The sequence below is a fragment of the Streptomyces tanashiensis genome (assembly GCF_014648895.1).
Classification (GTDB): domain Bacteria; phylum Actinomycetota; class Actinomycetes; order Streptomycetales; family Streptomycetaceae; genus Streptomyces; species Streptomyces tanashiensis.
In genome coordinates, this window is the sequence record NZ_BMRZ01000006.1 from 151,178 (window position 1) to 177,168 (window position 25,991).

At 75.2% G+C, this 25,991-nt stretch carries 25 protein-coding genes; 8 read left to right on the forward strand and 17 right to left on the reverse strand.

All coding sequences use genetic code 11. The features are described 5' to 3' along the window. Positions 1-59: 59 nt before the first annotated feature. The 5 genes from IE237_RS20550 to IE237_RS20570 all read right to left on the reverse strand — a co-directional run bounded on the left by IE237_RS20550 (position 60) and on the right by IE237_RS20570 (position 4,916). Positions 60-251: a hypothetical protein gene (locus IE237_RS20550; RefSeq protein WP_189803697.1), complete on the reverse strand. Its 192-nt coding sequence runs from the start codon at positions 249-251 to the stop codon at positions 60-62. Between the two features lie 58 nt (positions 252-309). Beyond that, on the reverse strand, positions 310-684 hold the full coding sequence (locus IE237_RS20555; RefSeq protein ID WP_189803508.1) for a hypothetical protein: 375 nt from the start codon (positions 682-684) through the stop codon (positions 310-312). 86 nt (positions 685-770) lie between these two features. Beyond that, positions 771-2,147: an amino acid permease gene (locus IE237_RS20560; protein ID WP_189803509.1), complete on the reverse strand. Its 1,377-nt coding sequence runs from the start codon at positions 2,145-2,147 to the stop codon at positions 771-773. Positions 2,148-2,213: 66 nt separating this feature from the next. After that, positions 2,214-4,391: a phage holin family protein gene (locus IE237_RS20565; protein ID WP_189803510.1), complete on the reverse strand. Its 2,178-nt coding sequence runs from the start codon at positions 4,389-4,391 to the stop codon at positions 2,214-2,216. 120 nt (positions 4,392-4,511) lie between these two features. Then, complete coding sequence (locus IE237_RS20570) at positions 4,512-4,916, reverse strand: hypothetical protein (protein WP_189803511.1); 405 nt, start codon at positions 4,914-4,916, stop codon at positions 4,512-4,514. 110 nt (positions 4,917-5,026) lie between these two features. Here IE237_RS20570 and IE237_RS20575 point away from each other — a divergent pair, with 110 nt between their 5' ends. Both IE237_RS20575 and IE237_RS20580 read left to right on the forward strand, forming a co-directional pair. Continuing rightward, positions 5,027-5,806: an MBL fold metallo-hydrolase gene (locus tag IE237_RS20575; RefSeq protein WP_189803512.1), complete on the forward strand. Its 780-nt coding sequence runs from the start codon at positions 5,027-5,029 to the stop codon at positions 5,804-5,806. 70 nt (positions 5,807-5,876) lie between these two features. Then, a complete protein-coding gene (locus IE237_RS20580; protein ID WP_189803687.1) occupies positions 5,877-6,518 on the forward strand; it encodes a DedA family protein in 642 nt (213 codons plus the stop codon). Here the strand turns inward: IE237_RS20580 and IE237_RS20585 are convergent. The 3 genes from IE237_RS20585 to IE237_RS20595 all read right to left on the reverse strand — a co-directional run bounded on the left by IE237_RS20585 (position 6,498) and on the right by IE237_RS20595 (position 10,180). Further along, a complete protein-coding gene (locus IE237_RS20585; protein WP_189803513.1) occupies positions 6,498-7,559 on the reverse strand; it encodes an MBL fold metallo-hydrolase in 1,062 nt (353 codons plus the stop codon). The two genes, IE237_RS20580 and IE237_RS20585, sit on opposite strands and share 21 nt — an antisense overlap. 97 nt (positions 7,560-7,656) lie before the next feature. Continuing rightward, positions 7,657-8,889 (reverse strand): aminotransferase class I/II-fold pyridoxal phosphate-dependent enzyme, encoded by a 1,233-nt coding sequence (locus tag IE237_RS20590; protein WP_189803514.1) that lies wholly within the window; start codon positions 8,887-8,889, stop codon positions 7,657-7,659. A gap of 82 nt (positions 8,890-8,971) precedes the next feature. Beyond that, complete coding sequence (locus tag IE237_RS20595) at positions 8,972-10,180, reverse strand: sulfite oxidase (protein ID WP_189803515.1); 1,209 nt, start codon at positions 10,178-10,180, stop codon at positions 8,972-8,974. Positions 10,181-10,355: 175 nt separating this feature from the next. Between IE237_RS20595 and IE237_RS20600 the strand changes: the two genes are divergently transcribed. Together IE237_RS20600 and IE237_RS20605 are read left to right on the forward strand one after the other, a co-directional pair. Further along, positions 10,356-10,874, forward strand: coding sequence for a GNAT family N-acetyltransferase (locus tag IE237_RS20600; RefSeq protein WP_189803516.1), 519 nt, complete (start codon positions 10,356-10,358; stop codon positions 10,872-10,874). Positions 10,875-10,964: 90 nt separating this feature from the next. Continuing rightward, positions 10,965-11,801, forward strand: a complete 837-nt coding sequence (locus IE237_RS20605) for a methyltransferase domain-containing protein (protein ID WP_189803517.1) — start codon at positions 10,965-10,967, stop codon at positions 11,799-11,801. A 75-nt stretch (positions 11,802-11,876) separates the two neighbouring features. Here IE237_RS20605 and IE237_RS20610 read toward each other — a convergent pair whose 3' ends face one another. Next, the gene (locus tag IE237_RS20610; protein ID WP_189803518.1) at positions 11,877-13,877 is read right to left on the reverse strand and encodes a DUF5107 domain-containing protein; all 2,001 of its coding nucleotides are present in this window, start codon (positions 13,875-13,877) and stop codon (positions 11,877-11,879) included. Between the two features lie 177 nt (positions 13,878-14,054). Between IE237_RS20610 and IE237_RS20615 the strand changes: the two genes are divergently transcribed. Continuing rightward, positions 14,055-14,390: a DUF6204 family protein gene (locus tag IE237_RS20615; protein WP_189803519.1), complete on the forward strand. Its 336-nt coding sequence runs from the start codon at positions 14,055-14,057 to the stop codon at positions 14,388-14,390. On the opposite strand, the gene IE237_RS20620 is transcribed toward IE237_RS20615, so the two are convergent. From IE237_RS20620 to IE237_RS20630, 3 genes are all read right to left on the reverse strand, one after another. Then, positions 14,384-14,929, reverse strand: coding sequence for a GNAT family N-acetyltransferase (locus IE237_RS20620; protein WP_189803520.1), 546 nt, complete (start codon positions 14,927-14,929; stop codon positions 14,384-14,386). The genes IE237_RS20615 and IE237_RS20620 overlap by 7 nt on opposite strands. 244 nt (positions 14,930-15,173) lie before the next feature. Then, entirely contained in the window at positions 15,174-15,524 is a 351-nt protein-coding gene (locus IE237_RS20625) for a hypothetical protein (RefSeq protein ID WP_189803521.1), read from the reverse strand. Next, positions 15,521-15,772, reverse strand: a complete 252-nt coding sequence (locus IE237_RS20630) for a DUF1049 domain-containing protein (protein ID WP_189803522.1) — start codon at positions 15,770-15,772, stop codon at positions 15,521-15,523. Before IE237_RS20630 ends, IE237_RS20625 begins: the two co-directional genes overlap by 4 nt. A 188-nt stretch (positions 15,773-15,960) precedes the next feature. On the opposite strand from IE237_RS20630, the gene IE237_RS20635 reads away from it, so the two are divergent. Further along, positions 15,961-16,716, forward strand: coding sequence for a GntR family transcriptional regulator (locus IE237_RS20635; protein ID WP_189803523.1), 756 nt, complete (start codon positions 15,961-15,963; stop codon positions 16,714-16,716). A gap of 206 nt (positions 16,717-16,922) precedes the next feature. Next, positions 16,923-18,011: an adenosine deaminase gene (locus IE237_RS20640; RefSeq protein ID WP_189803524.1), complete on the forward strand. Its 1,089-nt coding sequence runs from the start codon at positions 16,923-16,925 to the stop codon at positions 18,009-18,011. Positions 18,012-18,014: 3 nt separating this feature from the next. On the opposite strand, the gene IE237_RS20645 is transcribed toward IE237_RS20640, so the two are convergent. Next, the gene (locus tag IE237_RS20645; RefSeq protein WP_229842788.1) at positions 18,015-19,787 is read right to left on the reverse strand and encodes a CocE/NonD family hydrolase; all 1,773 of its coding nucleotides are present in this window, start codon (positions 19,785-19,787) and stop codon (positions 18,015-18,017) included. Positions 19,788-19,997: 210 nt separating this feature from the next. Between IE237_RS20645 and IE237_RS20650 the strand changes: the two genes are divergently transcribed. Then, on the forward strand, positions 19,998-20,651 hold the full coding sequence (locus IE237_RS20650; RefSeq protein ID WP_189803526.1) for a GntR family transcriptional regulator: 654 nt from the start codon (positions 19,998-20,000) through the stop codon (positions 20,649-20,651). A gap of 184 nt (positions 20,652-20,835) precedes the next feature. Here the strand turns inward: IE237_RS20650 and IE237_RS20655 are convergent, their stop codons facing one another. From IE237_RS20655 to IE237_RS20670, 4 genes are read right to left on the reverse strand one after another with little or no spacing between them, the layout of a single operon-like run. After that, positions 20,836-21,771: a S66 peptidase family protein gene (locus IE237_RS20655; protein WP_189803527.1), complete on the reverse strand. Its 936-nt coding sequence runs from the start codon at positions 21,769-21,771 to the stop codon at positions 20,836-20,838. After that, positions 21,768-23,771 (reverse strand): prolyl oligopeptidase family serine peptidase, encoded by a 2,004-nt coding sequence (locus tag IE237_RS20660; protein WP_189803528.1) that lies wholly within the window; start codon positions 23,769-23,771, stop codon positions 21,768-21,770. Before IE237_RS20660 ends, IE237_RS20655 begins: the two co-directional genes overlap by 4 nt. A 38-nt stretch (positions 23,772-23,809) precedes the next feature. Further along, the gene (locus tag IE237_RS20665) at positions 23,810-25,144 is read right to left on the reverse strand and encodes a M20/M25/M40 family metallo-hydrolase (protein ID WP_189803529.1); all 1,335 of its coding nucleotides are present in this window, start codon (positions 25,142-25,144) and stop codon (positions 23,810-23,812) included. Continuing rightward, entirely contained in the window at positions 25,137-25,970 is an 834-nt protein-coding gene (locus tag IE237_RS20670) for a M55 family metallopeptidase (protein ID WP_189803530.1), read from the reverse strand. Before IE237_RS20670 ends, IE237_RS20665 begins: the two co-directional genes overlap by 8 nt. Positions 25,971-25,991 lie beyond the last annotated feature (21 nt).

Below are 25,991 nucleotides of genomic sequence, written 5' to 3' on the forward strand. Positions count from 1 at the left end.
CCGCCGGCCTCGCGGAGGTGTGCTCCGGGAGGCCGGTACCGGGGGTTCAGTGCCGGGTTTCAGTGCCGGGGGCCCTCCCGGCGGACGCCGTCCTCCCGGTGGGCGGGCGGCTCGGGCGTCCGGGCGGGCAGCTCGGAGGTCCGGGCCGGTGCCGGGGCTCCGGGCTCGGGGGCGGTGCGTTCGGTGCGCCGGGCGCGGGAGGCCTCGGCGCGCAGCAGGGCCTGGAGGACGGCGTACGGGTCGACGGGCATGGCGGAGCTCCTCGTGGTGCGGGGGTGATGTCGGGGGACTGCGGGGAGGCGGGGCCTCTCAGCAGCGCATCACCACGCACCGGAGCGCGTCGCCGCGCGGGGCGGGTACGGGGGTGGGGTCCGGGGTGGGGCGGGGGCCCTCGGGGCGGGGTCCGGGCCGGACGGGGCGGAGGCGCGTGACATGCCGTCGGGTCCGGCCGGGGAGTCCGGCCTCGGTGCCGGCCGGGTCGTGGGTCTCGCCGCCCGGGTCGGAGGCCGGGGCGGCGGTCGCGGCGCGCGTCTCTGCCGTGGGGGGTGTGCCGGCGGCCCCGGTGCCGAACAGGGCGGCGAGGACGAGGAACAGCGCGATCCACCGGTGCCTGCCCCGGTCCGGGCGTGCCCGGAGCCCCGCCGGGTCGGCGGGCGCGGCGGGCGTCTGGTGCGCGGGGCTCACGGAGATCCGTACTGCCCCGCCGGGGTCCGCGTGCGGCGCCCGGCGGCCGAGATCCGCCCGGGCAGCCTACGCGCGGCGCCCCGGATTCACCCCTGGGGGGCAGTGCGCTGCTTGCGGGCGGCCATCCACGCGTACACGAGCACGCCGGCGAAGAGGAACAGGACGCCCTGGTAGACGGCGGCGTAGCCGGCGCCGGCGACCAGCCACAGGGAGAAGCCGAAGGCGGCGAGGGCGAGGACGCCGTCGCGGGCGAGCCGGGCCCGGGAGACCTTCTCGGACTGTCCGGACAGCAGGAAGTAGATCTGGGCGGCCGTGGAGAGCAGGTAGGGCACGGTGGCGGTGAAGGTGGTGACGAGGACGAGGATCTCGAAGACGCCCTGTGTGCCGGCCGTGTAGTTGTAGACCGTCAGGAGAGAGGCGAGGACGACGGTGACGAGGACGCCGGCCGTCGGCACACCGCGCCGCTTGACCGTGAAGACCTTCGGGAAGAGTCCGTCGCGGGCGGCCGCGTAGGGGGTCTGGGCGCTCAGCAGGGTCCAGCCGTTGAGGGCGCCGAGCATGGAGACCATGGCCATGCAGGCGACGGCGGCGCCGCCCCAGGCTCCGCCGAACATGGCGTTCACGGCGTCGGAGAAGGGCGCGGTGGAGGTGACCAGCTTGTCGTGGGCGACGGTGCCGAAGACGGCGAGGGTGCCGAGCAGGTAGACCGCGGCGGCGCCGAGGGTGCCGAGGACGGTGGCGCGGCCGACGTTGCGGCGGGGGTCGCGGACCTCGCCGGCGCTGACGGCGGCGGACTCGACGCCGAGGTAGCTGAAGAGGAGGATCGCGGCGGAGGCGGAGACCGCGCCGAGCGCGCTCCCCTCCCCCGGGTGGAACGGGCCGAGGTTGGCGCTGTCGAAGAAGAACAGGCCGCCGACGGCGACGAGGATCAGCGGGACGAACTTGAGCACGGTCGCGACGATCTGCACCGCGCCGACGTAGCGGGTGCCGGCCAGGTTGGCGAGCGCGGGCAGCCACTGGAAGAGCAGCGCGGCGGCGATGGTGGCGGGCTTGGACTCGTGGACGGGCACGAGGACGTCGAGGTAGCCGACGGCGGCGACGGCGAGGGCGGCGTTGGAGACCCAGGCGGTGATCCAGTACGACCAGGCGGCGAGGAAGCCGGCGAAGTCGCCGAAGGCGGCGCGGGCGTAGACGTAGGGTCCGCCGGTCTGCGGGAGGCGGTGGGCGAGGCGGCCGAAGACGAGGGCGAGGGCGATCGCGCCGAGGGTGAGGACGCCGAAGGCGACGAGGCTGATGGTGCCGTAGGGGGCGACGGAGGCGGGCAGCAGGAAGATGCCGCCGCCGATGATGTTGCCCATGACCAGGGCGGTCGCGATGGGGAGTCCGAAGCGGCGGGCGTGCCGGTCGGCCGGCGCGGTGTCCGTGTCGGGTCCGCTCTGTGGAGTTGTGGTGGCCGTGCTCATGGGGTGGTGCGCCTTCCGTCGTGCAAATCCGGAACATCGTCCGGTAACGGCGAACAGGCGTCCAAATCAGTGGTTTTTGTCCTGCGCGACCGGGTCCTCAACCGGAAGAAGTGATTCCGAAGCGCCCGTGGACGGGGAAATCTCCAGCGGACCGAGCGGCACCTGCGGCCCCGAGGACTCGCGCAGCCAGCGCCGCAGCACCCGGTGCACGTGCTCCGCACCCACCAGCTCCTCCCCCGCCCCGACCGGCGGCGAGAGGTCCGGCGGCGAGAGCAGGAACGCGTGCGACTGCTCGCCGCCCAGACCGCCGTGCGAGCCGATCTGCTCCTCGAAGGCGTGCACGGTCCCCGTCGCCGGGTCGTACATGGAGTTCACCATGATGTCCGCGACGTGCGGGAAACCGTCCGTGCGCCGCACCGCCCGGGCCGCGCCCCGCCCGAAGACCGCGAGCGGTCCGTCGTCCGCGAGCTCGGCGACCGGCACCTCCACCCCGTCACGGGCGAGCACCACCGAGCCGTGCTCGGCGCTCGCCACGAGCACGAAGCCGATGCCCGGGTGGTGCGCGAGGGTCCGGAGCAGCGCCGGATGGCGGCGGTCGATCTCCTCCCGGGTCATCCGGTGCGGCACGTCGGGGAAGGAGACGAGACCCAGATTGCCGGAGGCGAGGACCACCGGCTCGGAGGGGCGGGCGGGCAGCTCCCGCGCCGACTCGCCGCTCTCGTCCACCGGCCGGTGCAGCGCGCTGCGCAGCGCGTCCCTGGCCGCGTCCCGCGCCTCCGACCCTCCCCCGGACTCCGTCTGGGGGTGCCCCCATCCGGTGCGCCGCACCCGGCGCGGCACCGGAAGCCCGCACCCGGCCCGTACGAGGTCCTTGAGGGTCAGTCCGTACGCCGACTCGAAGGTCTCGCCGGGGCTCTGCCCGTGGTCGGAGAGGAGCACGATCCGGTACGGCCGCGGGGCGTGCTCGGCGACGGTGGCGATGAGCGCGATCGCCCGGTCGAGGCGCGCGAGGACCTGGTCCGTGTCCTTGCCGTGCGGTCCCGAGTGGTGCGCCACCTCGTCGTAGGCCACGAGGTCGGCGTAGACGGCGGTCCGCCCGGCCAGCATGTCCCCCATCACGGCGGAGACCACGACGTCCCGCTCGACGACCGTCGCGAAGGCGCGGACGAAGGGGTACGTGCCGCCGCGCGAGACCCTCGGGGTCTCCCGGCGCAGCCGTGCCCGCGTCGACTGGTACATCTCGCGGACGCACTCGGTGACGAGCGATCCGGCGGTGCGGACGGCGTTGGCCGGGTCGGCGAAGTACGCGAAGTAGCCGGCCCGGGAGCGGTTGCGGCGACCCCGGCGGGCGGCCATCGACAGGACGAGGGCGAGCTGGTCGGCGCCGCCGCTGAAGAGGTTGCCCCGGGAGGCCCCGTCGACGGTGAGGAGACCCCCGTCCCCGGTGCGGCGCACGGCCCGGCGCTGGAGCTCGACGGCGCTCGCCGGGCGGTTCGACACCATGAGCCGGCCGGTGTCCTTCTCGTACCAGCGGAAGGCGGGCACGTCCTCGTTGGAGCCGTGCAGGATGCCGAGCTGGCTGGCGCCGGTCTGGCTGGACCAGTCGGTGCGCCAGGGGGTGAGCCGGTGTCCGGCGTCGAGCCAGCCCGCGACGGTCGGCATGAGGCCGTCGGCGACGGCTCCGCGCAGCACGTGGTGGCCGACGCCGTCGAGCTGGAGGAAGACCGTGCCGGGCACGGCCCCCGCCGTGTCGCCGGGGTCGCGGGGGCGGGTGCGGCCGGTGAGCCGGTAGAGCCGGCGCCGGTAGGCGTCGTCGTCGCGGACGGCGAGGGCCGTGGAGGTCGCGGAGGCGACGGCGGACATGACGGCGGCGACCACGACGGCGGTCTCGGGGTCGGCGGCGCCGCGCCCGTCGGGGATCAGCCACAGCGCGAGGAGCAGCAGCGAGCCGTTGAGGAAGAAGACGAGCACGCCGAGGACGAGGGCCGGGACGAGCAGCAGGGCCCGCACGACCACGGGCCAGACGAGCGCGCCGAGGAGGCCGAACGCCCCGGCGGCCCACGCGGCGGTGAGCGCCGTCCTGGTCAGGCTGTCACCGTCGGCGGACTGGAGCTCGAAGTCGGGGAGCAGTCCGGCGAGGAGGAGCAGGGTGAGCGTGGACACCGCCCAGACCACGACCACCCGCGTCAGTGTTCTGCCCGCGGACCGCCAGCGGTCGGCGCCACCCCATCGCCCGTCACCCACGCCCGCTTCACCTTTCGCACGTTTCCTGCCTCAAGCGTGGCACAACGGCCGCGATCGGGCGGGACGGGTGTGTCCCGGGGGCCCTGGCTGAGGGAGGGGGGTCAGGGTGAGGGAGGGATTTCAGGAGCCGTCGTATCCGGCGGTGGGCATCGAGAGCCTCCGGTGCACGCCCGCCTTGGCCGCCGTGTCGTACGGGGGTTCGTCAAGTCCGACGGTCTCCACCCGCACGCCCCGCCGCTCGCACTCGGCGCGGAAGCCCGGCACGGAGGTCAGCGCGCGGGCGAGGACCCTCTCGCTGGGGGCCACGAAGAGGTCCACCGTCCCGGCCTCCACATCGGCCCAGAGCTCCGCGTGGTCCGGGCGGATCCCGTAACAGAACAGCTGACGGGCCAGCACGTACCCCTTGTCGTCGGCCCAGCGGGCACACACCGCGTGCTGGCCGCGCGTGTCCACGAGGAAGGGGTCGGTGTCCAGCTCTTCGAGCGGGGTGAGGCTGGCGATCGCCGCCACCCGAACGTCGTCCATGCGCCGACCCTACTGCCGGAAGGTGACGCCCGAACATCCTCCGGAGCGCGCTCCGGACATTTACCCTCGTTTACGGAACGAGCACGCACGAGGGACGGCAGAAGGGCGGCATGCCGGTGGAGGTCACCTGGTGGGGCCACGCGACCTGCACGGTCGAGGACTCCGGGGTCCGCTTCCTCACCGATCCGCTGTTCGCACGGCGGCTCGCCCATCTGCGCCGGCGGCGCGGCGCCCTGCCGCCGCCCGAGGCCGCCCGCGCCGAGGCCGTCCTCGTCTCCCACCTGCACGCCGACCACCTCCACCTCCCCTCGCTCGCCCTGCTCCCGCCGGGGACGCGGATCCTCGTGCCGCGCGGCGCGCCGGCCGCCGTGCCCGGGCTGCGCCGGCTCGACCGGGGCGGGCTGCGGCTGACCGAGGTGGCGCCGGGCGACGCGGTGACGGTGGAGGGCGTGACGGTACGGGCCGTCCCGGCGCTCCACGACGGACGGCGGCTGCCGGTGGGGCCGCACCGCGCGCCCGCGCTCGGCTATGTCGTCGAGGGGGAGGCGCGCACGTACTTCGCCGGGGACACCGGTCTGTTCGACGGCATGGCGGAGGCGGTGGGCCCGGTGGACGTGGCCCTGCTGCCGGTCGGCGGCTGGGGCCCCTACCTCGGCCACGGCCACCTGGACGCGGGGCGGGCGGCCCAGGCGCTCGCCGCGCTGTCACCGGCGGCGGCGGTGCCGGTGCACTACGGCACGTACTGGCCGATCGGGCTCGACGGGGTCCGGCCGCACGAGTTCCACGCTCCGGGCGACGAGTTCGTCCGGCACGCGGCCCGGCTCGCGCCGAAGGTCGCCGTCCACCTCCTCGGCCACGGCGACCGGGTGCGGCCGGAGGTCGCGCGGTGACCCGCGGTCACGCCAGGTCCGGCCGGTCCGTGCGGCCGGGGGTCGCCCGGTGATCGGTGGTCTCACCGGCATGGTCATGGCGGTGCGCGAGCTGCCGCCGGAGTCGACCCAGCAGGCGGTCGGCTATCCCTCGCTGTTCCTGCTCGTGGCGCTCGGCGCGCTGGTGCCGGTCGTGCCGACGGGCGCGATCGTCAGCTCGGCGGCGGTGGTCGCCTTCCACCAGTCCTCGCCGCTCTCGCTGCTGTACGTCTTCCTGGTGGCGGCGTCCGCCGCGTTCCTCGGGGACACGGCGCTGTACTGGCTCGGGCAGCGCGGGGTCCGTTCCCGCAACGGCTCGCGGTGGCTCGCCGCGCTGCGGTCGCGGGTGACGCCGGACCGGCTCGCGCACGCGCAGGAGCGGCTCGACACGCACCAGGTGTCGGTGCTCGTGCTGTCCCGGCTGGTGCCGGCGGGCCGGATCCCGGTGATGCTGGCGTGCCTGCTCGCGGAGATGCCGCTGCGCAGCTTCGCCCGGGGGGACGCGGCGGCGTGCCTGGCGTGGGCGGCGACGTACCAGCTGATCGGGATCCTGGGCGGTTCGCTCTTCCCGGAGCCGTGGCAGGGAGTGGTCGCGGCGGTGGGTCTGACGGTGCTGATCAGCGCGGTCCCGGCGCTGTGGCGGCGGGTGCGGGGCACGCAGCGGGAGGCCCCGTCAGGGCACGAGCACCCGTGAGCCGCCGATCGGCAGGTCCCACAGGTCCTCGCGGGGCAGACCGGCCTTCTCCCAGGCGGCCCTGACCCGGGTGAGGGGTTCGAGGACCGGTTCGGAGGAGAGCACGAAGGTGGCCCAGTGCATGGGCGCCATCCGCCGCGCACCGAGGTCCTGGTGGGCGCGGACCGCCTCCTCGGGGTCGGTGTGGACGTCGCTGAGCCACCAGCGCGGGTCGTAGGCGCCGATCGGGAGCAGTGCCAGGTCGATGCCGGGCAGGCGGCGGCCGATCTCGGCGAACCAGTGGCCGTATCCGGTGTCCCCGGCGAAGTGGATCCGGCGCCCGGTCCGGTCGGTGAGCACCCAGCCGCCCCACAGGGAGCGGCAGGTGTCCAGGAGGGTGCGCTTGGACCAGTGGTGCGCGGGGACGAAGTCGAAGCGGACGCCGTCGAGTTCGGCGGCCTCCCACCAGTCGAGCTCGGTCACGCGGCTGAACCGGCGGCGGGTGAACCAGCGGCCGAGTCCGGCCGGGACGAAGACCGGGGTGTGCCGGGGCAGCCGCTTGAGGGTCGGGCCGTCGAGGTGGTCGAAGTGGTTGTGGCTGATGACGACGGCGTCGACGGGCGGCAGGTCCTCCCAGCGGACCCCGACGGGGGTGAGCCGGGCCGGTGTGCCGAAGATGCGGCGGGACCAGACCGGGTCGGTGAGGACGGTGAGTCCGCCGACGCGCAGGATCCAGCTGGCGTGTCCGGCCCAGGTGACGGCGAGGGTGTCGGCTCCCGCGGGCGGCAGCGGGCCGGGCTCGAAGGGCAGCAGGGGGATGTCGCGGAGGCCCTCGGGGCGGGGGCGTACGGCTCCTTCGCGGGCGAGGCGGGCCAGGGCCCGGACGCCGGGGAGGGGGGCGGTGAGCCGGTCGGCGAAGGTGCGGGGCCAGTCCTGCCGCAGCCGGCCGAGGGGCTGGAGGACGGGCGCCGGGACGGGGGGCGCGGGGACGGGGGGCGCGACCTGGCCGTGGTCGTACGGGGGCTGTCCGGCCCGGGCGGGAGGTGCCGTCCGTTCGGTCATCTGCGGACTCCGTTCCGCTCGTGCTCGGCGCAGCGTGGCGTGGTCGTGGGAGGTCTGCGTACGACCGGGGTGGCTGTCGTCGTTGCCGCCGTCGTCCTCATCGGAGTTCCTCCAGGGCCCCTCGGAAGCCCTCCAACGCGCGCGCCACGTGCGGCAGTTCCGTGGGGTCCGGCGCCGCCAGGGTCTCGGCGCGCTCCTCCTCGGTGGTTCCCAGGAACATGCCGGTGCCGAACCTGACGCGCAGCGCGCCGAGTTCGTCGCCGAAGCGGTGGCCGCCGGTCGCCGGGGCACCGAGGCGGGCGGTGAGGTGGCTCTCCAGTTCCAGGGAGTCGGTGACGCCCCGGGCGGCGAGCCCGGCGCGCAGCGGTCCGAGGTCGGCGTAGAGGTGGCGGCCGGCCTGCGGGGGCCGGGCGAGGGCTCCGGCGGCGAGGACGGCGCGGTACGCCGCTCCGGCGAGGCGTCCGTGGACGTCGGCGGCGCGCCGGGCCCGTTCGGTGATGTCCTCGGGTTCGTCGAGGGCGTGGGCCATCGCGGGGGCCACGGGCCCGGGGACGAGGGCTCCGAGGGCGGTGAGCACGTCGAGGACGCGGGCCCTGCGGTCGGTCCAGCGGTCGGCGCGGGACGGGTCGGTGGGCGGGAAGCGGGCGACGGCGCAGGGCCAGGCGGCGGGGGTGAGGGCGCCACCGAGGTCGGCGAGGACGGTGACGTCGTCGGGGCACATCTCGGCGGGGCTGAGCAGCACGGTGTCGTGCGGGTGGTGGAGGGTGTCGCGCCAGGTCTCGTCGCTGATGACGTGGAGGCCCTCGGCGACGGCGGCCTCGCAGGCCTCGCGGACGAGTTCGGGCGGGGGAACGGTGGCGGTGGGGTCGTCGGCGACGGAGAGCAGCAGGAGGCGGGGGTCGCCGCCCTCGGCGCGGATCCGCCGGACGGTCTCCAGGAGGGCGTACGGGTCGGGGACGCCGCCCGCCTCGGCGGGGGTGGGCACGTGGTAGGCGGGGCGGCCGAGGAGCCGGGCCTGCGGGGTCCACCAGGCGGGGCAGGGGCGGGGCAGCAGGAGGTCGCCGCCGTGGGCGGCGAGCAGGGCCAGGAGGAGGGCGGGGGCACCGGGAGCGGCCACCACGTCCTCGGGATGGGTGCGCAGGCCGCGGCGCCACCAGTAGCCGGCGGCGGCCTCGCGCAGGACGGGTCCACCGCCGGGCGGCTCGGGGGCGGTCCGCCCGGCGGCGGCGGCGAGGAGCCCGGCGAGGCCGGGCAGGACGGGGAGGCCGGTGTCGGGTGCGGGAGGCCCGTAGCGCACCGGGCCGCGGCCTTCCGGAGCCGTCTGCCGCATGTCCCGTACCTCCTGAGCACACGGGGGCGCCGGGCAGGCACCCCCGTGCCCTTTATACGAAGGTTCGGGCGGTTCCGCTCCTTCAGACGAGGGTGACCGGGTGACGCACGACCGCGTTGAAGAGGTACCCCTGGGTGTTGTGGACGGCCCGCTCGGGCTGGGTGTTGCCGGCGGCGTCGGTGGTGCGGGAGAGCAGCGTGACCTGCCCGGTGGCGTGCGGGCGCCAGGGCACGCTCCAGCGGACCCAGCCGTCGCGGCGCGGGGTGTCGTGGAGCCGGGCGTGCCGCCAGTGGGCGCCGCCGTCGGTGGAGACCTCCACGGTCCGTACGGGCGCGAGGGCGGACCAGGCGCGGCCGGTGAGCCGGTGGAGGCGGCCGGCCTCCAGGGTGGCGCCGAAGGGCAGCTGGTAGGCGGACTTGAGGGTCTGGCGGCTGATCGGGGCGCTCCCGCCGGCGGGGTGGGCGTCGCCGAAGAGGCGGTACCAGTCGGTGGACCAGGGCGAGGTGAGCGGCCGGGTGGAGACCTCGATGTCGCCGAGCCACTTGATCGAGGCGATGCCGACCCAGGAGGGCACGACGAGCCGGACCGGGTACCCGTGGTCGTACGGGAGCGGCTCGCCGTTCATCTCGTACGCGAGGAGCACGTCGTCGAAGGCCTTGGCGACGGGCAGCGGGCGGCGGACCCGGCCGAAGTCGACGCCGCCGGAGACGTGCGGGTCGTCGAGTCCGCGCGGCTGGAGGTCGACGGCGTCGTGGGCGATCCCGGCGCGCCGGAGGACGTCGGAGAGGCGGACGCCCCGCCAGCGGGCGGCTCCGACGGCGCCGAGGGTCCAGGGGGTGCCGGTGACCGGCTCGCCCTGCTGGGTGGCGTAGAGGCTGCGGCCGTTGCCGGCGCACTCGATGAGGGCCGTCCGGGTGACGGAGGGCAGGTCGCGCAGCCCGCCGTAGGTGAAGTGGACGGGGCTCCGGCCGTGGAGTCCGTCGCCCCAGAGGGTCAGCCGCCAGTCGGCGGCGTCGAGGACGGGGGTGGAGGTGTGGTTGCGGACGAAGAAGCGGTCGGCGGGGGTGAGGAGGCCGGTGTCCCCGAAGGCGTCGAACCGTGCCTCGGCGTTGGTGCCCCGGACGGTGAAGTGCTCGGGCGGGAGGGCCTTGACGATCCCGGGTGCGGCGAGCGGTACCGGTGCCGCGTGCGCGGGGGCGGCGGTGGCGAGCCCGCCGAGGGCGGAGACCGCCGGACCCGCTGCGAGCAGCTTCAGGAGGGAGCGGCGGGCGGGCGCGGGCGAGTACGGCACGGGACTCCTCGGCACGGGGAGGGGCGGGCCGCCGGGTGGCGGCGGGCCCACCCTAGGGGCGCGGGGGCGGCCGGGACGGTCCGTTCACGGTGCTGTCACACGAGGGTTCGTCAGGTCGGCGCGGCGCCTCCTGAATCCGCGGGCGGACCGGGCACCCTCCGGGCCAGAATGCGGCATGCCGATACGTGAAGCTCTTCCCGAGGACGCCGCGGCCCTCGCCGCCGTGCACGTCCTGTCCTGGCGGGCCGCCTACCGCGATCTGGTCCCCGCCGCCTACCTCGACGCCCTGGACGTCGAGGAGCGGGCCGCCGTGTGGCACGCCCGTCTCACGGCCCCGGACCGGGCCGCGGTGCTCGTGGCGACGGACGACGACGGGCGGGTGGTCGCCTTCTCCTGCTTCCGGGCCTGGCCGGACGAGGAGTTCGCGGCCGGGAGCACGGCCGAGCTCGCGGCGCTGTACGCCCTGCCGGAGGCCTGGGGCACGGGTGTCGGGCGGGCGCTGCTGTCGGCGTCCACGGAGGCGCTCGTCGCGGACGGGTTCCGGGCGGCGGCGCTCTGGGTGTTCGCGGGCAACGCGCGGGGCCGGAGGTTCTACGAGGCCGCGGGCTGGCGGCCGGACGGCACATCGGTGCGGGAGGAGACGGGCGGCCGGGTCCTGGAGGAACTCCGTTACCGGCGGGACCTGTTCGCCTGAACCTCTGTCCACATCTCAAGACACAGGTCTCACGATGCGGCCGCGCGGCATACGGTGGGGACACGCACCCACACCGAGGGAGTCGCTCCGATGACGCACGCCTCCGCGCAGCCCGCGGCCCATGAGACCGCCGTCTACACGCATGGCCATCACGAGTCCGTCCTGCGCTCGCACAGCTGGCGGACCGCCGCCAACTCCGCCGCCTATCTGCTGCCCGAACTGCGCGCGGGCCTGGACGTCCTGGACGTGGGCTGCGGGCCCGGCACCATCACCGCCGACCTGGCCGCGCTGGTCGCGCCGGGCCGGGTGACGGCGGTCGACGCGGCCGAGGACGTGCTGGCGAAGGCCCGCACGGTGGCTGCCGAACGCGGCCTGCAGAACGTCGAGTTCGCGGTCGCCGACGTCCACGCCCTGGACTTCCCCGACGACTCCTTCGACGTCGTCCACGCCCATCAGGTGCTGCAGCACGTCGGCGACCCGGTCCAGGCGCTGCGCGAGATGCGGCGGGTGTGCCGGCCCGGCGGGGTCGTCGCGGCCCGCGACAGCGACTACGGGGCCTTCGCCTGGTTCCCCGAACTGCCCGCCCTGGACGGGTGGTCGGACCTGTACCGCCGGGTCGCGCGCGCCAACGGCGGCGAACCGGACGCGGGACGGCGGCTGTTCTCCTGGGCCCGGCAGGCCGGCTTCACCGAGATCACGACGACGGCCGCCACCTGGTGTTTCGCCACCCCCGAGGAGCGGGACTGGTGGAGCGGCCTGTGGGCGGACCGTACGACCGCGTCCGTCTACGCCGAACTGGCCGTCGACGGCGGGCACGCGACCTCCGCCGAACTGACGGCGATCGCCGGGGCCTGGCGGGAGTGGGGCAAGCGGGAGGACGCCTGGTTCATGGTCCCGCACGGCGAGATCCTGTGCCGGGTGTCCTGACGTCTCGCCCCTTCCCCACCCGGAGGGCCGCGGGCCCGCCCGGCACACCGGGCAGGCCCGCCCCTCCCCCGCACGTCAGCTCGGACGCATCCGGAACTCGTAGGCGTCCGGCAGGAGTTCGTCGGTGAGCTCCGCCCAGACCTCGCCGAGGATCTCCGCACCCTCGCGCAGGTCCGCGACCTCGAAGCCCTCGTCGAAGACGGCGCGGGCCTCGCCCGGCCGGCCCTCGGCGAGCAGGATCCGGATTTCGAGCAGCCGGAAGGCGCCCCTCCCCCGGACCTCGGCCGGCAGCCGGGCCCACAGCTCCCGGGCGGGGCCCGCCCGGCCCGTGGCGAGCAGCGCCGCCACGCCCTCGCGCCCGAGAGCGGCGGCCACGGCCTCCCCCGCGTCGTGGCCGGCGTGCTCGTCGTGTCCGGCGTGCTCGGCGTGCTCGTCGTGGTCGGCGTGGTCGGCGAAGGCCTCCGCGAACCGTTCGGCGGCCCGCTCCGGGTGGCCGTCCTCCCGGTCGGCGACGGCCAGGCAGTACAGCAGGGGCCAGCGCACCTCGGCCCGGTGGAGTCCGCGCTCCCAGCTCCGTACCGCCTGGGCACGGTCACCGGCGTGCCACTGGGCGATGCCGAGGTGGTACTCGGTGGACGGGTCGGCCGGGGCGGTCTCCAGCATGTCCCGCCAGGGGTCGGCGACCAGCGGGGCGCCGGGGCCCGCGCCCTTCGCCGGGGGCGGCAGGACGCCGGTGCGCAGAAGCTCCCGCCACGGTTCCTGGTCCGGGCCGAGCGTCGACTCGGGGAAGGGCGTTCCGGGCAACGCGTGGCCCCCGCGCAGGACTTCGAGGGCTCCCCAGCCCGAGCCGGCCGCCAGGACGGTCTCCGGCTCGGCGTCCGCCGCACCCTCCCGCCAGGCGGTGTACGCGGCGTCGACGGCGGTCCGGGGAAGCGCCGCCGCCAGGCGCCCCTCGACCTCCGCGCGGGCGGCGGCCCAGTCGTCGCCGAGCGCCGCGGCGGGATCGGCGGCGAGCGGTCCGTACGCCTCCAGCCAGCTGAACTCCGCTCCGCCCGCGAGCTCCAGGTGCTCCAGCTGGGTGCGGGCGAGTCCCGCCTGTATCTCGGCGTAGCCGGGGGCGCCCGGCTCGGTCAGCCACTCCTGCCAGCGCCGGCCGCCGCGCTCCGTGCCCCACAGGAAGAGCTTGCGTCCGCGCAGCGGGTCGGTGGAGGTCTGGACGAGCCCCGCGCCGTCCGCGTCGAGGGCGGCGATCCAGCGGCGCTGCTCCTCGGGCAGGTCGTAGAAGAAGTCGGCGGCGTGGGCACCGTTGAGCGGGTACGAGAGGTCGGCGCCCTCCTCGGTGACGGGCACGGGGACGCGGTTCAGGCCGCGTTCGTAGCCGTGGTGCCAGGCCGCGTCGGCGGGCACGAGGACCCTGCGCTCCTCGGGGACGGCGATGTTGGACCACCAGTAGGCGGGGACCGTCCGCTCGTGGGGGTTGCGGATGCGGACGCCGACGAACAGGAAGTCGGAGCCCTCCGGGAGCCACAGGTCGACCTGGAAGGGCAGGTCGCGCAGGCGCTCCCACTCCCAGAGGCGGAGCATCGGGCCGCCGTCGGGGGCGCGGACGGTCGCCGCGTGGAGGGGCGAGCAGGAGAGGGTGGTGTGGCCGGTGGCCCCGATGTTCCACTCGATGCCGCCGGAGAACCAGGCGCCGTTGAGGGCGAAGGCGGCGGGCTGGAGGACGGGGTTGCGGTAGAGGAGTTCGCGTCCGGTCGCCTTGTGGTGCAGGGAGTGGACGCGCCCGCCGAGACCGGGCAGCACGGTCACCCGGAGCCGGTCGTTCTCGATCACGATCGTGTCGAGGTCCGCGGGGGTGCGCTCGCGGCCGTAGCCGTCGCGCACGGGGGCGGGGAGCAGGCTGCGCAGGGGCGCCCGTCCGATGCCCCTGGCCATGTCGCGCGGGAGCTCCGCGAGGGTCCGCGCGTCGACCGCGTGGGCCCCGGCGCCGGCGGGGGCCCGCAGTGCGGGAAGAGGGTTGTCCGGGCCCAACGGGGCCGCGGGCAGCGTCAGTACGGCACGTCGTACGGTCGTCATTGATCCATGGAACACGCCGGAGCCGGTCCTGACCAGGGGTTCTCCACGTCAGGCTTCGGCAAAGGAGCGGGGTGGGGGCGCCCGGATATTCCGGGCGAAGGCGGTGCGCTCCGCCGTAGTGTGGACGGTCGGCCCGCCGCCGCGGCGGGCGTGGACCAGGCACAGGGAGTACGAGGAATGGGCACGCAGCACACCTACCGGGTCATCGTGCGCGGCACGTTCGACGGTCTGTCGGAGGAGAGCCGTACCCGGCTGCTCGCCGAGGTGGACGCGCACGGGCTGACCGCGATGCAGTTCACGGAGGAGGGCTCGCTGGCCTACGACCGGACGCTGAAGCACTTCTCGTACCGCCTGGTCGTCGTCTCGGACGCCGAGGACGGCGACGAGATGGCGGGCGCGATCGCGGAGGACCGGGTGGAGACGGCCCTCGCGGAGCTGGGCCACGGGTACAAGGCGCTGCGCTCGACGGTGACGGACCTCGACACGATGAAGATCAACTACAAGCGTCAGTGACCGTCGGGCGCGGTGATCGCCCAGCGTTCGTGGTCCCGCCAGGCCCCGTCGATGTGCAGCATCGCGGGTGAGAAGCCCTCCAGGCGGAAGCCTGCGCGGCGGACGAGGGCGCGCGAGGCGGTGTTGCCGGGCTGGATGTTCGCCTCCAGCCGGTGCAGCTCCAGGGGCCCGAAGGCGTGCTCCAGGACCAGGCCCAGGGCCTCGGTCAGCAGACCGCGTCCGGCGGCGTGCGCGAAGGCGCCGTAGCCGAGGGCGCCGCTGCGGAAGGCGCCCCGGACGATGTTGTTGATGTTGACGAAGCCGGCGATCCCGCCGTCGGTGTGCTCGCACACCAGGAAGCCCGCGCGGGCCGGGTCCTCGATCAGGGTGCCCGCGTAGGCGGCGTACGCCTCGGGCGTGCACGGCGGGAAGAGCCAGGGGCGGTGGAGCTCCCGGCTCTCGCGGGCACGGGCGGTGAACTCCTCGGCGTCGGCGAGGGAGAAGGGACGCAGGCCCACGCGGGGCCCGGCGGCGAGGCAGGTGCCGGGGTCGTCGGACATGCGGCCAGGCTATGCGGACCGCGGGGGCGGCGCGTACGGCCACCGCTACGCGCGGCGCCGGGCGTCGCGGGGCGGGGCGGGGCGGAGGAGGCCCGGTATGCGTCGCGGGCGCGGGGCGGGCGGACTCCCGGTATGCGTCGCGGGCGCGGGGCGGGAGAACACCCTCGGTGGCGGGCGTCGCGGACGCGAGGTTGGCGGGGCGGACGCCCGGCGTGCGTCGCCGGCGCAGGGCGGGAGAGCGCCCTCAGCGGCGGGCGTCGCGGACGCGGGGCGGGCAGGTCTCCCCCTTGCGTACGACTCCGATCATGACCGTGGTCCGCCGGTCGAGCTCCGTTCCCGCCGCCGGGTACTGGGTGCAGACCTGCCAGCGCGGCGGCCACAGCACCCGCCGGTCGCGGCCGCTCACGTCGTGGACGTCGAGCCGGGTCCGGCGGTCCAGACGGGTGAAGACCTGCCACAGGCCCCGGCCGAGGAAGTCCGGCATCGGCCGTGTCCCGGGCTCGTCGCCGGCTTCGGCGGCCTCCTCCGCCGAGGAGGCGGCGACGGCCGCGAGCGCGAGCACCGCGCCGCCGAGCACGACGGCGGCCCGCCTCACTTCCGCCTCCGGTCGGCGAAGGCGTAGCCGCAGGCGGCGCCGAGGAGGGCGGTCGCGAGCAGGGCCAGGTAGAGCGCCATGGTGACTTCGGGGATCAGCAGGCGGATCTTGACCTCGCGGGTGTTCTCGAAGATGAAGACGAGGGTGAGGACCGCGACCACGATCATCGCGATGCGTCCCCGTGTGAAGGCTCCGGCGAACCGGGACGTGCCCCCGCCCGATGTCCGTGGCGTCTCCTTGGGACTCATGCCCGGCCCCTCTCCTCCGTCGTGCCGTCGGTCGTACCCGTCCACAGCCGTGGGACCAGAATGGGACGCGCGGCGCCTCCCCGTGACGGCGAGGAGAGCCGTACGGGTGACTTGTCAGACAACGTGGGCCGACTACCGTGGTGCGAGGACCGGCGGAGAGCGGGCCGGGGACGAGACGAGGAGGGGCCGTGGCGGTCAGCGGACAGCGGCGGCGACCGGTCGTGGCGCTCTACGAGCGCATCGCGGACGCCGTCCACGACGGCACCTACCCGCCGGGCTCCACGCTCCCGTCCGAGCCGAAGCTCGCCGCCGAGCTGGGCGTCAGCCGGCCGGCCCTGCGCGAGGCACTGCTGCTCCTCCAGGAGGACGGCGTCCTCACGGTCCGGCGGGGCGTGGGCCGGACCGTCAACGACCGGCCGCCCCGGCGCGGCTTCGAGCACGTCCAGCCGCTGGAGGAGCTGATCGGCGGGGGCGCCCCGCTGCGGGTGCGGGCGCTGCTCAGGTCCGTCGAGGAGCCGACCGACTTCACCACCCAGCACCTGCTCGCGCCCGCCCGCGCCGAGCTCCGGTTCTGGGAGTCCGTCCTGACCGGGGAGGGCGCGGCGGCGGCGCTGAGCCACGAGTGGGCGGCGCCCGACGCCCTGCTCGACCGGGTGCACCCGGAGTTCGCGCGGGCGCTGCGGGAGGCCGAGGCGGACTCCGGCGGTGCGGTCTCGATGCTCGCGGTCCTGGTCGCGGCCTCGCGGGAGACCGCCCTGAACGCCCACAGCGGCATCACGGCGACGCTGCTCGGGCGGCGGCGCGGGGAGCAGCTGGGCCGCCCGGCGGACACCCCCGCGGTCCTGGTCACCCAGGTCGTACGGGTCGGCGAGACCCCGGTCCTGGCCGCCAAGCACATGCTGCCGACGGGCACGCCCGCGCTGCCGGTGCTGCAGTCGCACTGAGCCCCGGACGACCCCGCCCCGGGGCCCGGGCGGCGCGGAGGCCCCGCCCCGCAACAGCCCCCGGCCCGCACCAGCACCAGCACCCACCCCGGCCCCGCACGAGCGCCCGCCCCCGACCCCGCACAGACGCCCGCTCCCCGCCCCGTACAGGCGCCCGTCGGGGTCGTCACAGCGGCTCGCGCGGCCGTGGCGTACACTTCCCCGCCATGCACTTGTCTGACAACCCTGCCACGCCTGCCGCCACCACCGTCTCCGAGTGGATCCGCCGGGCCCCCAAGGCCGTCCTCCACGACCACCTCGACGGCGGGCTGCGCCCCGCGACGATCGTCGAGCTGGCGCGGGAGTGCGGCTACACCGCGCTGCCGACCGAGGACCCGGCCGAGCTCGCGGTCTGGTTCCGGGACGCCGCGGACTCCGGTTCGCTGGAGCGCTACCTGGAGACCTTCGCCCACACCTGCGCGGTCATGCAGACCCGCGAGGCGCTCGCGCGCATCGCGGCCGAGTGCGCCGAGGACCTGGCGGCGGACGGCGTCGTCTACGCCGAGATCCGCTACGCCCCCGAGCAGCACCTGGAGGGCGGCCTCACCCTCGACGAGGTCGTCGAGGCGGTCAACGACGGCTTCCGCGAGGGTGAGCGCCGCGCCGGTGGCCGGATCACCGTCCGCACCCTGCTCACCGGCATGCGCCACACCGACCGCTCCCTGGAGATCGCGGAGCTCACGGTCGCGCACCGGGACAACGGCGTGGCGGGCTTCGACATAGCGGGCGGCGAGATCGGCAACCCGCCGGCCCGCCACCTGGCCGCCTTCCAGCACCTGAAGCGGGAGAACTGCCACTTCACGATCCACGCCGGCGAGGCCGTGGGCGCGGAGTCGATCCACGAGGCCGTGCAGGTCTGCGGCACCGAGCGGATCGGCCACGGCGTGCGGATCACGGACGACATCGCCGAGGACGGCACGCTGGGCCGGCTCGCCTCGTACGTCCGGGACAACCGCATCGCGCTGGAGGTCTGCCCGACGTCCAACCTCCAGACGGGCGCGGCGAAGGACTACGCCTCGCACCCGATCGACGAGCTGCGTCGCCTGGGCTTCCGGATCACGCTGAACACGGACAACCGGCTGGTCTCCGGCACCACCATGAGCGAGGAGTTCCAGCACATGGTGGACGCCTTCGGGTACGGCCCGGAGGTCTTCGAGGAGTTCACGGTCGCCGCCCTGGAGGCCGCGTTCCTGCCGCTGCCGGAGCGGCGGCGGCTCGTCGACGAGGTCGTCCGCCCGGGGTACGCGGCGCTGTAGGCCCTAGCCGACCCTCCCCTCCACCAGGGGGAGGGAGAGCGTCCCCGTGGACTCGGGGGCGCTGACGACGGTCACCGGCTTGATGCCCCGGTTGCCGGAGTACGCGGTGTCGCTCCCCGCGACGACGAACTCCAGCCGGTGGCCCGTCTCGTAGCGGTGGACGATGCCCGGCAGCTCGACGGTGAAGGGGCGGGTGACGTCGGGGACGCGCACCGGCGCGACGAGCCGGTTGACCAGGGTCTTCGTCCCGTCGGGCGCGATGTCGTAGAGCTTCGCGAAGAGGACGAGCCTGTCGGCGGCGTCGCCGGAGTCCTGGACGCGTTCGGTGGCCGGGGAGACGACCTGGAGGGTCGCCCTCGGCGCGCCGACGAGGTCGACGGGCTCGGCGAGCGGGGCGCTGGTCCAGCCGAGGTAGGTGCCGGGGGTGTCGTAGGGCCGGGGGTCGGGGAGCCCGATCGTCCCGGCGAGCGAGGACTCCGAATGACTGGTCGGGAAAAGCCAGTTGCTGTACTGGCGGGAGCCGCGGACGACCTTCGTACGGTTGTCGACGAGCTTGGCGTCGCCGGAGAGGTACAGCTTCTGGCTGAGCGCCGGGACCCGGTCCGCGGTGCCGTAGCCGCTCCGGCCCTCGCGGTACCAGGCGAAGGCGGGGCCGGTGTCCGCGGCGGCGTTCTTCCGCAGGTACCGGTCGAACCAGGCGAGGACGCGCTGTCCGACGTAACTCCCCTCCGGGTCGCCGAGGTCGAGTTCGCCCGGCCGCTGTCCCCCGCTGTGGCCCCAGGACTGCCAGATCATCCGGGTGTCGACGCCTCGCTCGCGCAGCCGGTCGTAGGTGGCGCGGGCCTCGTTGAGGTTGAACAGGCTGTCGGACTGGCCCTGGATGATCAGGGTGGGGGCGTCGACCCGCTCCAGGTAGGAGACCGGGGAGACGCCGCGGGCGTAGGCGAGCATCTTCTCGGTCGCGGCGGTGGGGAGACGGCCGGAGTTGAGCAGCTTCACGGTGTCGCAGGCGTCGGTGACGAAGTGCAGACAGCCGAGGGAGTTGATCCGGCTGGGGTCGAGCGAAGGGGCGAGCAGGGGCTGGCCCTCGCCGATGAGGTAGAAGCCGTTGGCCCACTGCCATTTGAAGACGCCGGGGGTGGCGCGGTCGGCGGCGTTGGGGGCGAGCGAGTAGGCGAGGTCGTTCCAGGTGATGAGGGGGACGAGGGCGTCGATACGGGGATCGACGGAGGCGGCGGCGAGTTGGACGGCTCCGCCGTAGGAGCCGCCGACCATGCCGACGCGCGGGTCTCCCGCCCCGTCCCGGGTGACGAAGCCGGCGCGGGTGCCGTCGTCGGCGGCGCGGGTCCCGGCGAGGAAGTCCACGAGGCGGGCGGCGGCCCGGCCGTCGGCCTCCGGGGCGTCGAGGGAGATCAGACAGCCGGACTTCCCGAAGCCGAGGCCGGAGTAGACGAGGCCGACGTAGCCGCGCTCGGCGAAGGCCTTGCCGATGGCGGCGGTGGAACCGTCGCTCTTGCTGCCGCCGAAGCCGTTGGTGGCGAGGACGGCGGGCGCGGGGTGGGCGTCGTCCACGCCGGCCGGCCGGTAGAGGTCGGCGTCGACCGCGCAACTCCTGCCGCCCGCCTCGACGGTGAACCGGAGCGGGGTGACGGTGTAGGAGGCGCCGGGCCCCTCCGCACCGGCGGCGGGGACGGCCGACACGAGCGGCGCGGCGAGCACGGCCGCACCGGCGACGAGTGCGAGGACCTTGCGGGATCGGGGCACGGCACGGGACACAGAGACCTCCACGCTGAGGACGACGCCGAGAGACCCACCGCACCTACCGCCTGGTAGGCACCGGGCAGCGCCCATGCTGTGACACGTGTCATAACCTCGTCAACGCGCCGGACCAAGGTTGTTGACGGAGATTCAGTGAAGGCGGCGCACCCCGCCCCGGTGGCCGGGTCCTGCCGGTCGTCGCGTGTTCCTCGATGGGAGAATGGCGGTATGACAGGCGCTGAGGAGTTCAAGCCCGAATCGGAGCGGGTGACGCGTGCCCTGCGCGATCAGATCATCGACGGGACCCGGGCACCCGGCAGCAGGCTGGTGGAGCGGGAGATCGCGGCCGAGCTGGACGTGAGCCGGCTGCCCGTCCGCGACGCCCTGCGGGACCTGGTCGCGGAGGGTCTGGTGACGCCGCGCCCGCGCACCTGGGCCGTGGTCCGTGAGTTCACCGCCTCCGACATCTCGGACCTCGGCGAGGTCAGGTCCGCCCTGGAGATCCTCGGCTTCCGGCTCGCCGCACAGCGCCGCACCCGGGCCGGGCTCGCCAGGCTCCGCGCCGACCTCGACGCCGAGCTCGCGGCCGCGGCCAAGGGCGACGGCCAGGCCGCCCGGCGGGCGGCGGCCGACTTCCACGAGACCGTCACGGAGCTGGCGGACAACGCCCTGCTCAGCGAGCTCAACGCGACGCTGCGCAGCCGGATGCGCTGGATGCTCGGGCAGCACGACGACTTCGCCGTCGTGGCCGAGGAGCACGCGGAGCTGTACCGGGGGATCGAGGCGCGGGACGTGGAGCGCGTCGAGAGGCTGGCGCTGCGCCACCTGGAGACCAGCCGGGACGAGGCCGCCGCGCACCACCGCAGGACGGCGCCGGAGTAGGAGCCCGTGCGCCGTCGACCTTGCCGGTTCGCGAACGAGCGAGCGGGCGATCAGACGGTGTTGCCGGAACGTGCGGCGCCGCCGCGCTCCTCGCAACCGGCGCCGGCGTGACGGACCGCGCCCCCCGCCCTCGGCCGGCGCGACGGCAGCGTACGCGTCGGAATCGGGCGGGCGCGGCGCCCGCTCAGCGCAGGGCCGGTACGTCCAGGGTGAGCGTGCCGGTGTCCGCGTCGAGTACGGCGGGGACGCCGAGCGGCACGGTCCGCGCCGTGGGGCTGTGCCCGAAGCCCATCTCCTCCACGACGGGCACGCCGAGGCCGCCCAGCCGGTCGGCGAGGACCGCCCGCACCTCCTCGTAGGGACCGCACTCCTCCCAGGAGCCGAGGCCGATGCCCGCGACCCCGTCGAGCCATCCGGAGCGGAGCAGTTGGGTGAGGATGCGGTCGAGGCGGTACGGCTCCTCCCCCACGTCCTCCAGGAACAGGAGCCCGCCGCGCGCCGAGGGCCGCCCGTGCGGGGTGCCGAGGTCGGCGGCGAGGAGGCTGGCGCAGCCGCCGAGCGTCACGCCCCGGGCGCGGCCGGGCACCAGGGTCCGTGCCGTCTCCGGGGCGAGCGTCCGGACGGATTCCGGCTCGAGGAGGGTCGCGCGCAGCGACTCCTGGGTGGCCGGGTCCGACAGGAACGTGCCGGCGGCGACCATCGGTCCGTGCAGGCCGGCGAAGCCGGCGCGGACGGCGAGGGCCTCGTGCAGGGCGGTGACGTCGCTGTAGCCGACGAACGCCTTGGGCCCGGCGGCCCGGATCGCCGCCCAGTCCACCAGGTCCGCCATGCGCTGGGCCCCGAATCCGCCGCGTGCGCAGAGCACGGCGGAGACCGTGGGATCGCACCAGGCCTCGGTCAGATCGCGGGCCCTGGCCCGGTCCGCGCCCGCGAGGTGGCCGAGCGTGGGGTGGCTGTCCAGGACGTGCGGGGCGACCACCGGTTCGAGACCCCAGCCGCGCAGGATGTCGAGCCCCGCCGCGAGCCGCTCCTCGGGGACGGGCCCGCTGGGGGCGACGACGGCGACCCGTGCCCCGGGCCGGAGCCGCTCGCCCCGGGCCAGGGCGTCCACCGGGGTCACGAGCGGTACTCCAGGGCCGGCGCGTCCGGGCGTTCGATGCCGAAGACCCGTACGTACAGGGAGAGTTCGGCTTCGAGGGCCCGGACCATGGTGTCGTCCCTCCGGAAGCCGTGCCCCTCCCCCTCGAAGGCGAGGTAGGCGTGCGGGACGCCCCGGCCGGCCGTGCGGGCGAGGAAGCGCTCGGCCTGCGCGGGCGGGCAGATGACGTCGTCGAGGCCCTGGAGCAGGAGGAACGGGGCCGTGACGCGGTCGACGTGCTCCAGGGGCGAGCGCTCCTTGTAGCGGGCGGGCACCTCGTCGAGGGGGCCGATCAGCCCGTGGAGGTACTGGGACTCGAAGTCGTGGGTCTCGTCGGTGGCCCAGCCCCGCAGGTCCAGGATGGGGTAGATGATCGTCCCGCAGGCGTACACGTCGGTGGAGACGAGGGACGCGGCGGCCGTCCAGCCGCCCGCGCTGCCGCCGCGCACGGCCAGTCGGGCCGGGTCGGCGGTGCCCTCGGCCGCGAGCGCCGCCGCGACGGCCGCGCAGTCCTCGACGTCGACGACGCCCCACTGCTCGCGCAGCCGCTCCCGGTACTCCCGGCCGTAGCCGGTCGAGCCGCCGTAGTTGACCTCGGCGACGCCGATGCCGCGCGAGGTGAAATAGGCGATCTCCAGGTCGAGGACGAGCGGGGCGTGTCCGGTGGGTCCGCCGTGCGCCCAGATCACGTAGGGCGGCAGCTCGCCCTCGGGTCCACTGCGCCCGGGGTGGTGCGGCGGGTACACCTGCGCGTGGATCTCCCGTCCGCCGGGGCCGGTGAAGGTACGGATCCGGGGCTCGGGGAGGTACGCGGGGTCGACGGCCTCGGTGTGGGCGGCTCCGACCACCCGGCTGCGACCGGTGCGGGTGTCGAGCTCGACGAGCTCGTAGGAGCGGTGGGGCGAGGCGGCGACGCCGACGACCCGGGTGCCGTGCGCGGCGAGGGTGGAGGCCCACTCCGTACGGGTCCCGCCGGCGTCGACGAGGGCACGGCGCTCGGGGTCGAGGATCCCGAGGGTGGTGGTGCCCCTGCCGTGGACGACGGCGATCAGCCCGTTCTCCAGGGGCGCGAACCAGCGCAGTCCGATCTTCCAGAGCGGGCCGCCGAACTCCTCGGCGCGGGGGCAGAGCGCCTCCGGTTCGGCGAGGGCCCCGTCGGCGTCGACCTCCGCGCGGTAGAGGTTCCACCAGCCGGTCCGGTCGCTGACGAGGAGCAGCCGGCCGGCGGCGTCCCAGTCGACCTGCGGGATCGACTCCGCGGGTCCCCCGGCGACGGTCCGGGCCTCGCGGAAGGTGCCGTCGGGGTTGACCTCGGCGAGCTGGACCTCGGTGCCGTCCCAGGGCATCCGGGGGTGGTCCCAGGCGATCCAGGCCGCCCGGCGGCCGTCCGGGGAGAGCCGGGGGCCGGTCACGAACCGGTGGCGCCCGTCGGAGAGCTCACGGACGGCGGTGCGGTCGTCGGCGGCCGAGCCGTCGAGGGGCACGGCGGCGAGGACGCGGCGCACATCGGTCGGCGCGGGACCGGTGAACTCCTCCAGGACGCACCACACCTCGCCCCGGTCCGGGTGGATCACCGGGTCCACCCAGCGCAGTCCGCCGCCGACGGCGGAGACCGGGGTGAGCGGCCGGGGCCGGGTGCCGGGGGCGGCGTCGGGCTCGTGGGCGTAGAGCCGCTGGTCGGTGAAGTGGCAGAACACGGCGAGCGGTCCGCCGGTGGGGCGGGCGACCGCCGCCCAGGGCTGCCCGCCGTACTCGACGACCCGGCTGCGGACGTTCCACGGGGCGGGCAGCAGGCTCTCCTCGGTGCCGTCGGCGCGCCGCCGGACGAGGGCGCGCCGGCCGCCCTCGGCGGGCCGGGGCGCGGTCCACCAGAGTTCGTCGCCGACGGCGCCGAGGTACTCGGGCCGACCGTCGCGGGCGGCGGCGAGCGCGGCGCTGACGGGTGACGGCCAGGTGCCGTGGGCGGCCGTGGTCGTGGCCATGTCTGTTCCCCCTGTCACGGTTCCGGTCCCCCTCTGTCCTACGCGGACTTCAGATAGTGGTCGAGCACCCGGACGCCGAAGTGCAGGGCGTCCACCGGGACGCGCTCGTCGACGCCGTGGAAGAGCGCTCCGTAGTCGAGGTCCGGGGGCAGCCGGAGCGGCGAGAAGCCGTAGCCGGTGATGCCGAGCCGGGAGAACTGCTTGGCGTCGGTGCCGCCGGACATCGTGAAGGGCACGACGTGCCCGGCGGGGTCGAAGCGCTCGACGGCGGCCCGGAGCTTGGCGAAGGTCGGCGAGTCGACCGGGGCCTCCAGGGGCACCTCGCGGTGGTGGAACTCCCACTCCACGTCGGGCCCGGTGAGCTCGTCCATGGTCGCGGCGAACTCCTCCTCGGCGCCCGGCAGCATCCGCCCGTCGATGTGGGCGACGGCCTGGCCCGGGATGACGTTGATCTTGTAGCCGGCGTCGAGCATCGTCGGGTTGGCGCTGTTGCGGACGGTCGGCGCGACGAGGGCGGCGGCCGGTCCGAGCTTGTCGAGGAGGAGGTCGACGTCGAGGTCGGGGGCGCTCGTGTCGACGTCGATGCCGTACAGCGCGGCCAGTTCGGTGAGGGCCGCGCGGACGGTCGTGGTGAGGCGGACCGGCCAGGTGTGGGTGCCGATCCGGGCGACGGCCGTGGCGAGGCGGGTGACGGCGTTCGCCGTGTTCACCTTGGAGCCGTGGCCCGCCCGGCCGTGGGCGGTGAGCTTGAGCCAGGCGGTGCCCCGCTCGCCGGCCGCGATCGGGTAGAGGGTGGTGCCGGGCTGCGGGTGGAAGCTGAACGCCCCGGATTCGCTGATGCCCTCCGTACAGCCCTCGAAGAGCGCCGCGTGCCGGTCGGCGAGGAAGCCGGAGCCGTCCTCGGCGCTGGCCTCCTCGTCGGCGGTGTAGGCGAGGACGATGTCCCGGCGGGGCCTGATGCCGTGGCGGGCCCAGGAGCGGACGACGGCCAGGACCATCGCGTCCATGTTCTTCATGTCGACGGCGCCGCGCCCCCAGACGACCCCGTCGCGGACCTCGCCGGAGAAGGGGTGCACGGTCCATTCGGCGGGGTCGGCGGGCACCACGTCCAGGTGGCCGTGGACGAGGAGTGCCTCGGCCGAGGGGTCGGTGCCGGGGATCCGGGCCACCACGTTGGTGCGGCCGGGTGTCCGCTCCAGGAGGGTGGGCTCGATCCCGGCGTCCGCGAGCCGCTCGGCGACGTACTCGGCGGCCGGCCGCTCGCGGCAGTCGCCGCCGCCCCGGTTGGTGGTGTCGATGCGGATGAGCTCGGAGGTGAAGGTGACCACCTCGTCGAGCGCCGTCGTGTCCGGGCCCCGGACCTCCTCAGCCATACTGCTCCTCCACCGCGGCCGAGACGATGGTCGTGACCGCCTTGAACGTGCGAATTGCCTCGTACATCGTCTCGCTGGTGTACGCGACGCGCCGCTCGCCGCTCCGCGCCACGCCGGGAACCACCGTGGCGGCGGCGCCCAGGTGCTCGGCGTCGAACTCCAGCTCCACGGTGAACGGGCCGCCCCGGACCGGCTCGTGCCGGACGGCGAGCGCGGCGCCGGTCTTCGCCGCGGCGCGGATGTCGGCGGCGGTCCTGGCCGGGGGGCGGCACACCGCCGCGTACCGCGAGACGTGGTCCTTGACGGCGACCTTGGGGGCCTCCGGCGCGTACCCGAGGGCGTCCTCGCAGGTCAGGTCGTCCCCGGTGACGAGGACGACGGGGACGCCGTACTCCGCGACCACGTGGGCGTTGAGCACGCCCTCGCTCGCCCGCTCGCCGTTGAGCCAGACCCCGGTGATGGAGTTCGCGAGGTAGGTGTGCGCGAGGACGCCCTCCGCACCCGCGCCGGTGTGGTAGCCGACGAAGGCGATGCCGTCGACGTCCCCGTGCTGCACGCCCTCGACCATCGAGAGCGACTTGTGCCGGCCGGTGAGCATCTCGGCCCGCTCGTCGAGCCGCTCCAGGAGCAGGTTCCGCATGGACGAGTGCGCCTCGTTGATCAGGACCTCGTCCGCGCCGCCGTCGAAGAAGCCGAGCACGGCGGCGTTCACGTCGGAGGTGAACATCGCGCGGCACCGCTCCCACTGGGGCGTACCGGGCAGCACGTCGGCGGGCCAGGTCACACCGGTCGCGCCCTCCATGTCGGCGCTGATGAGGATCTTCATGCCTGGCACCGTACGCGCCGC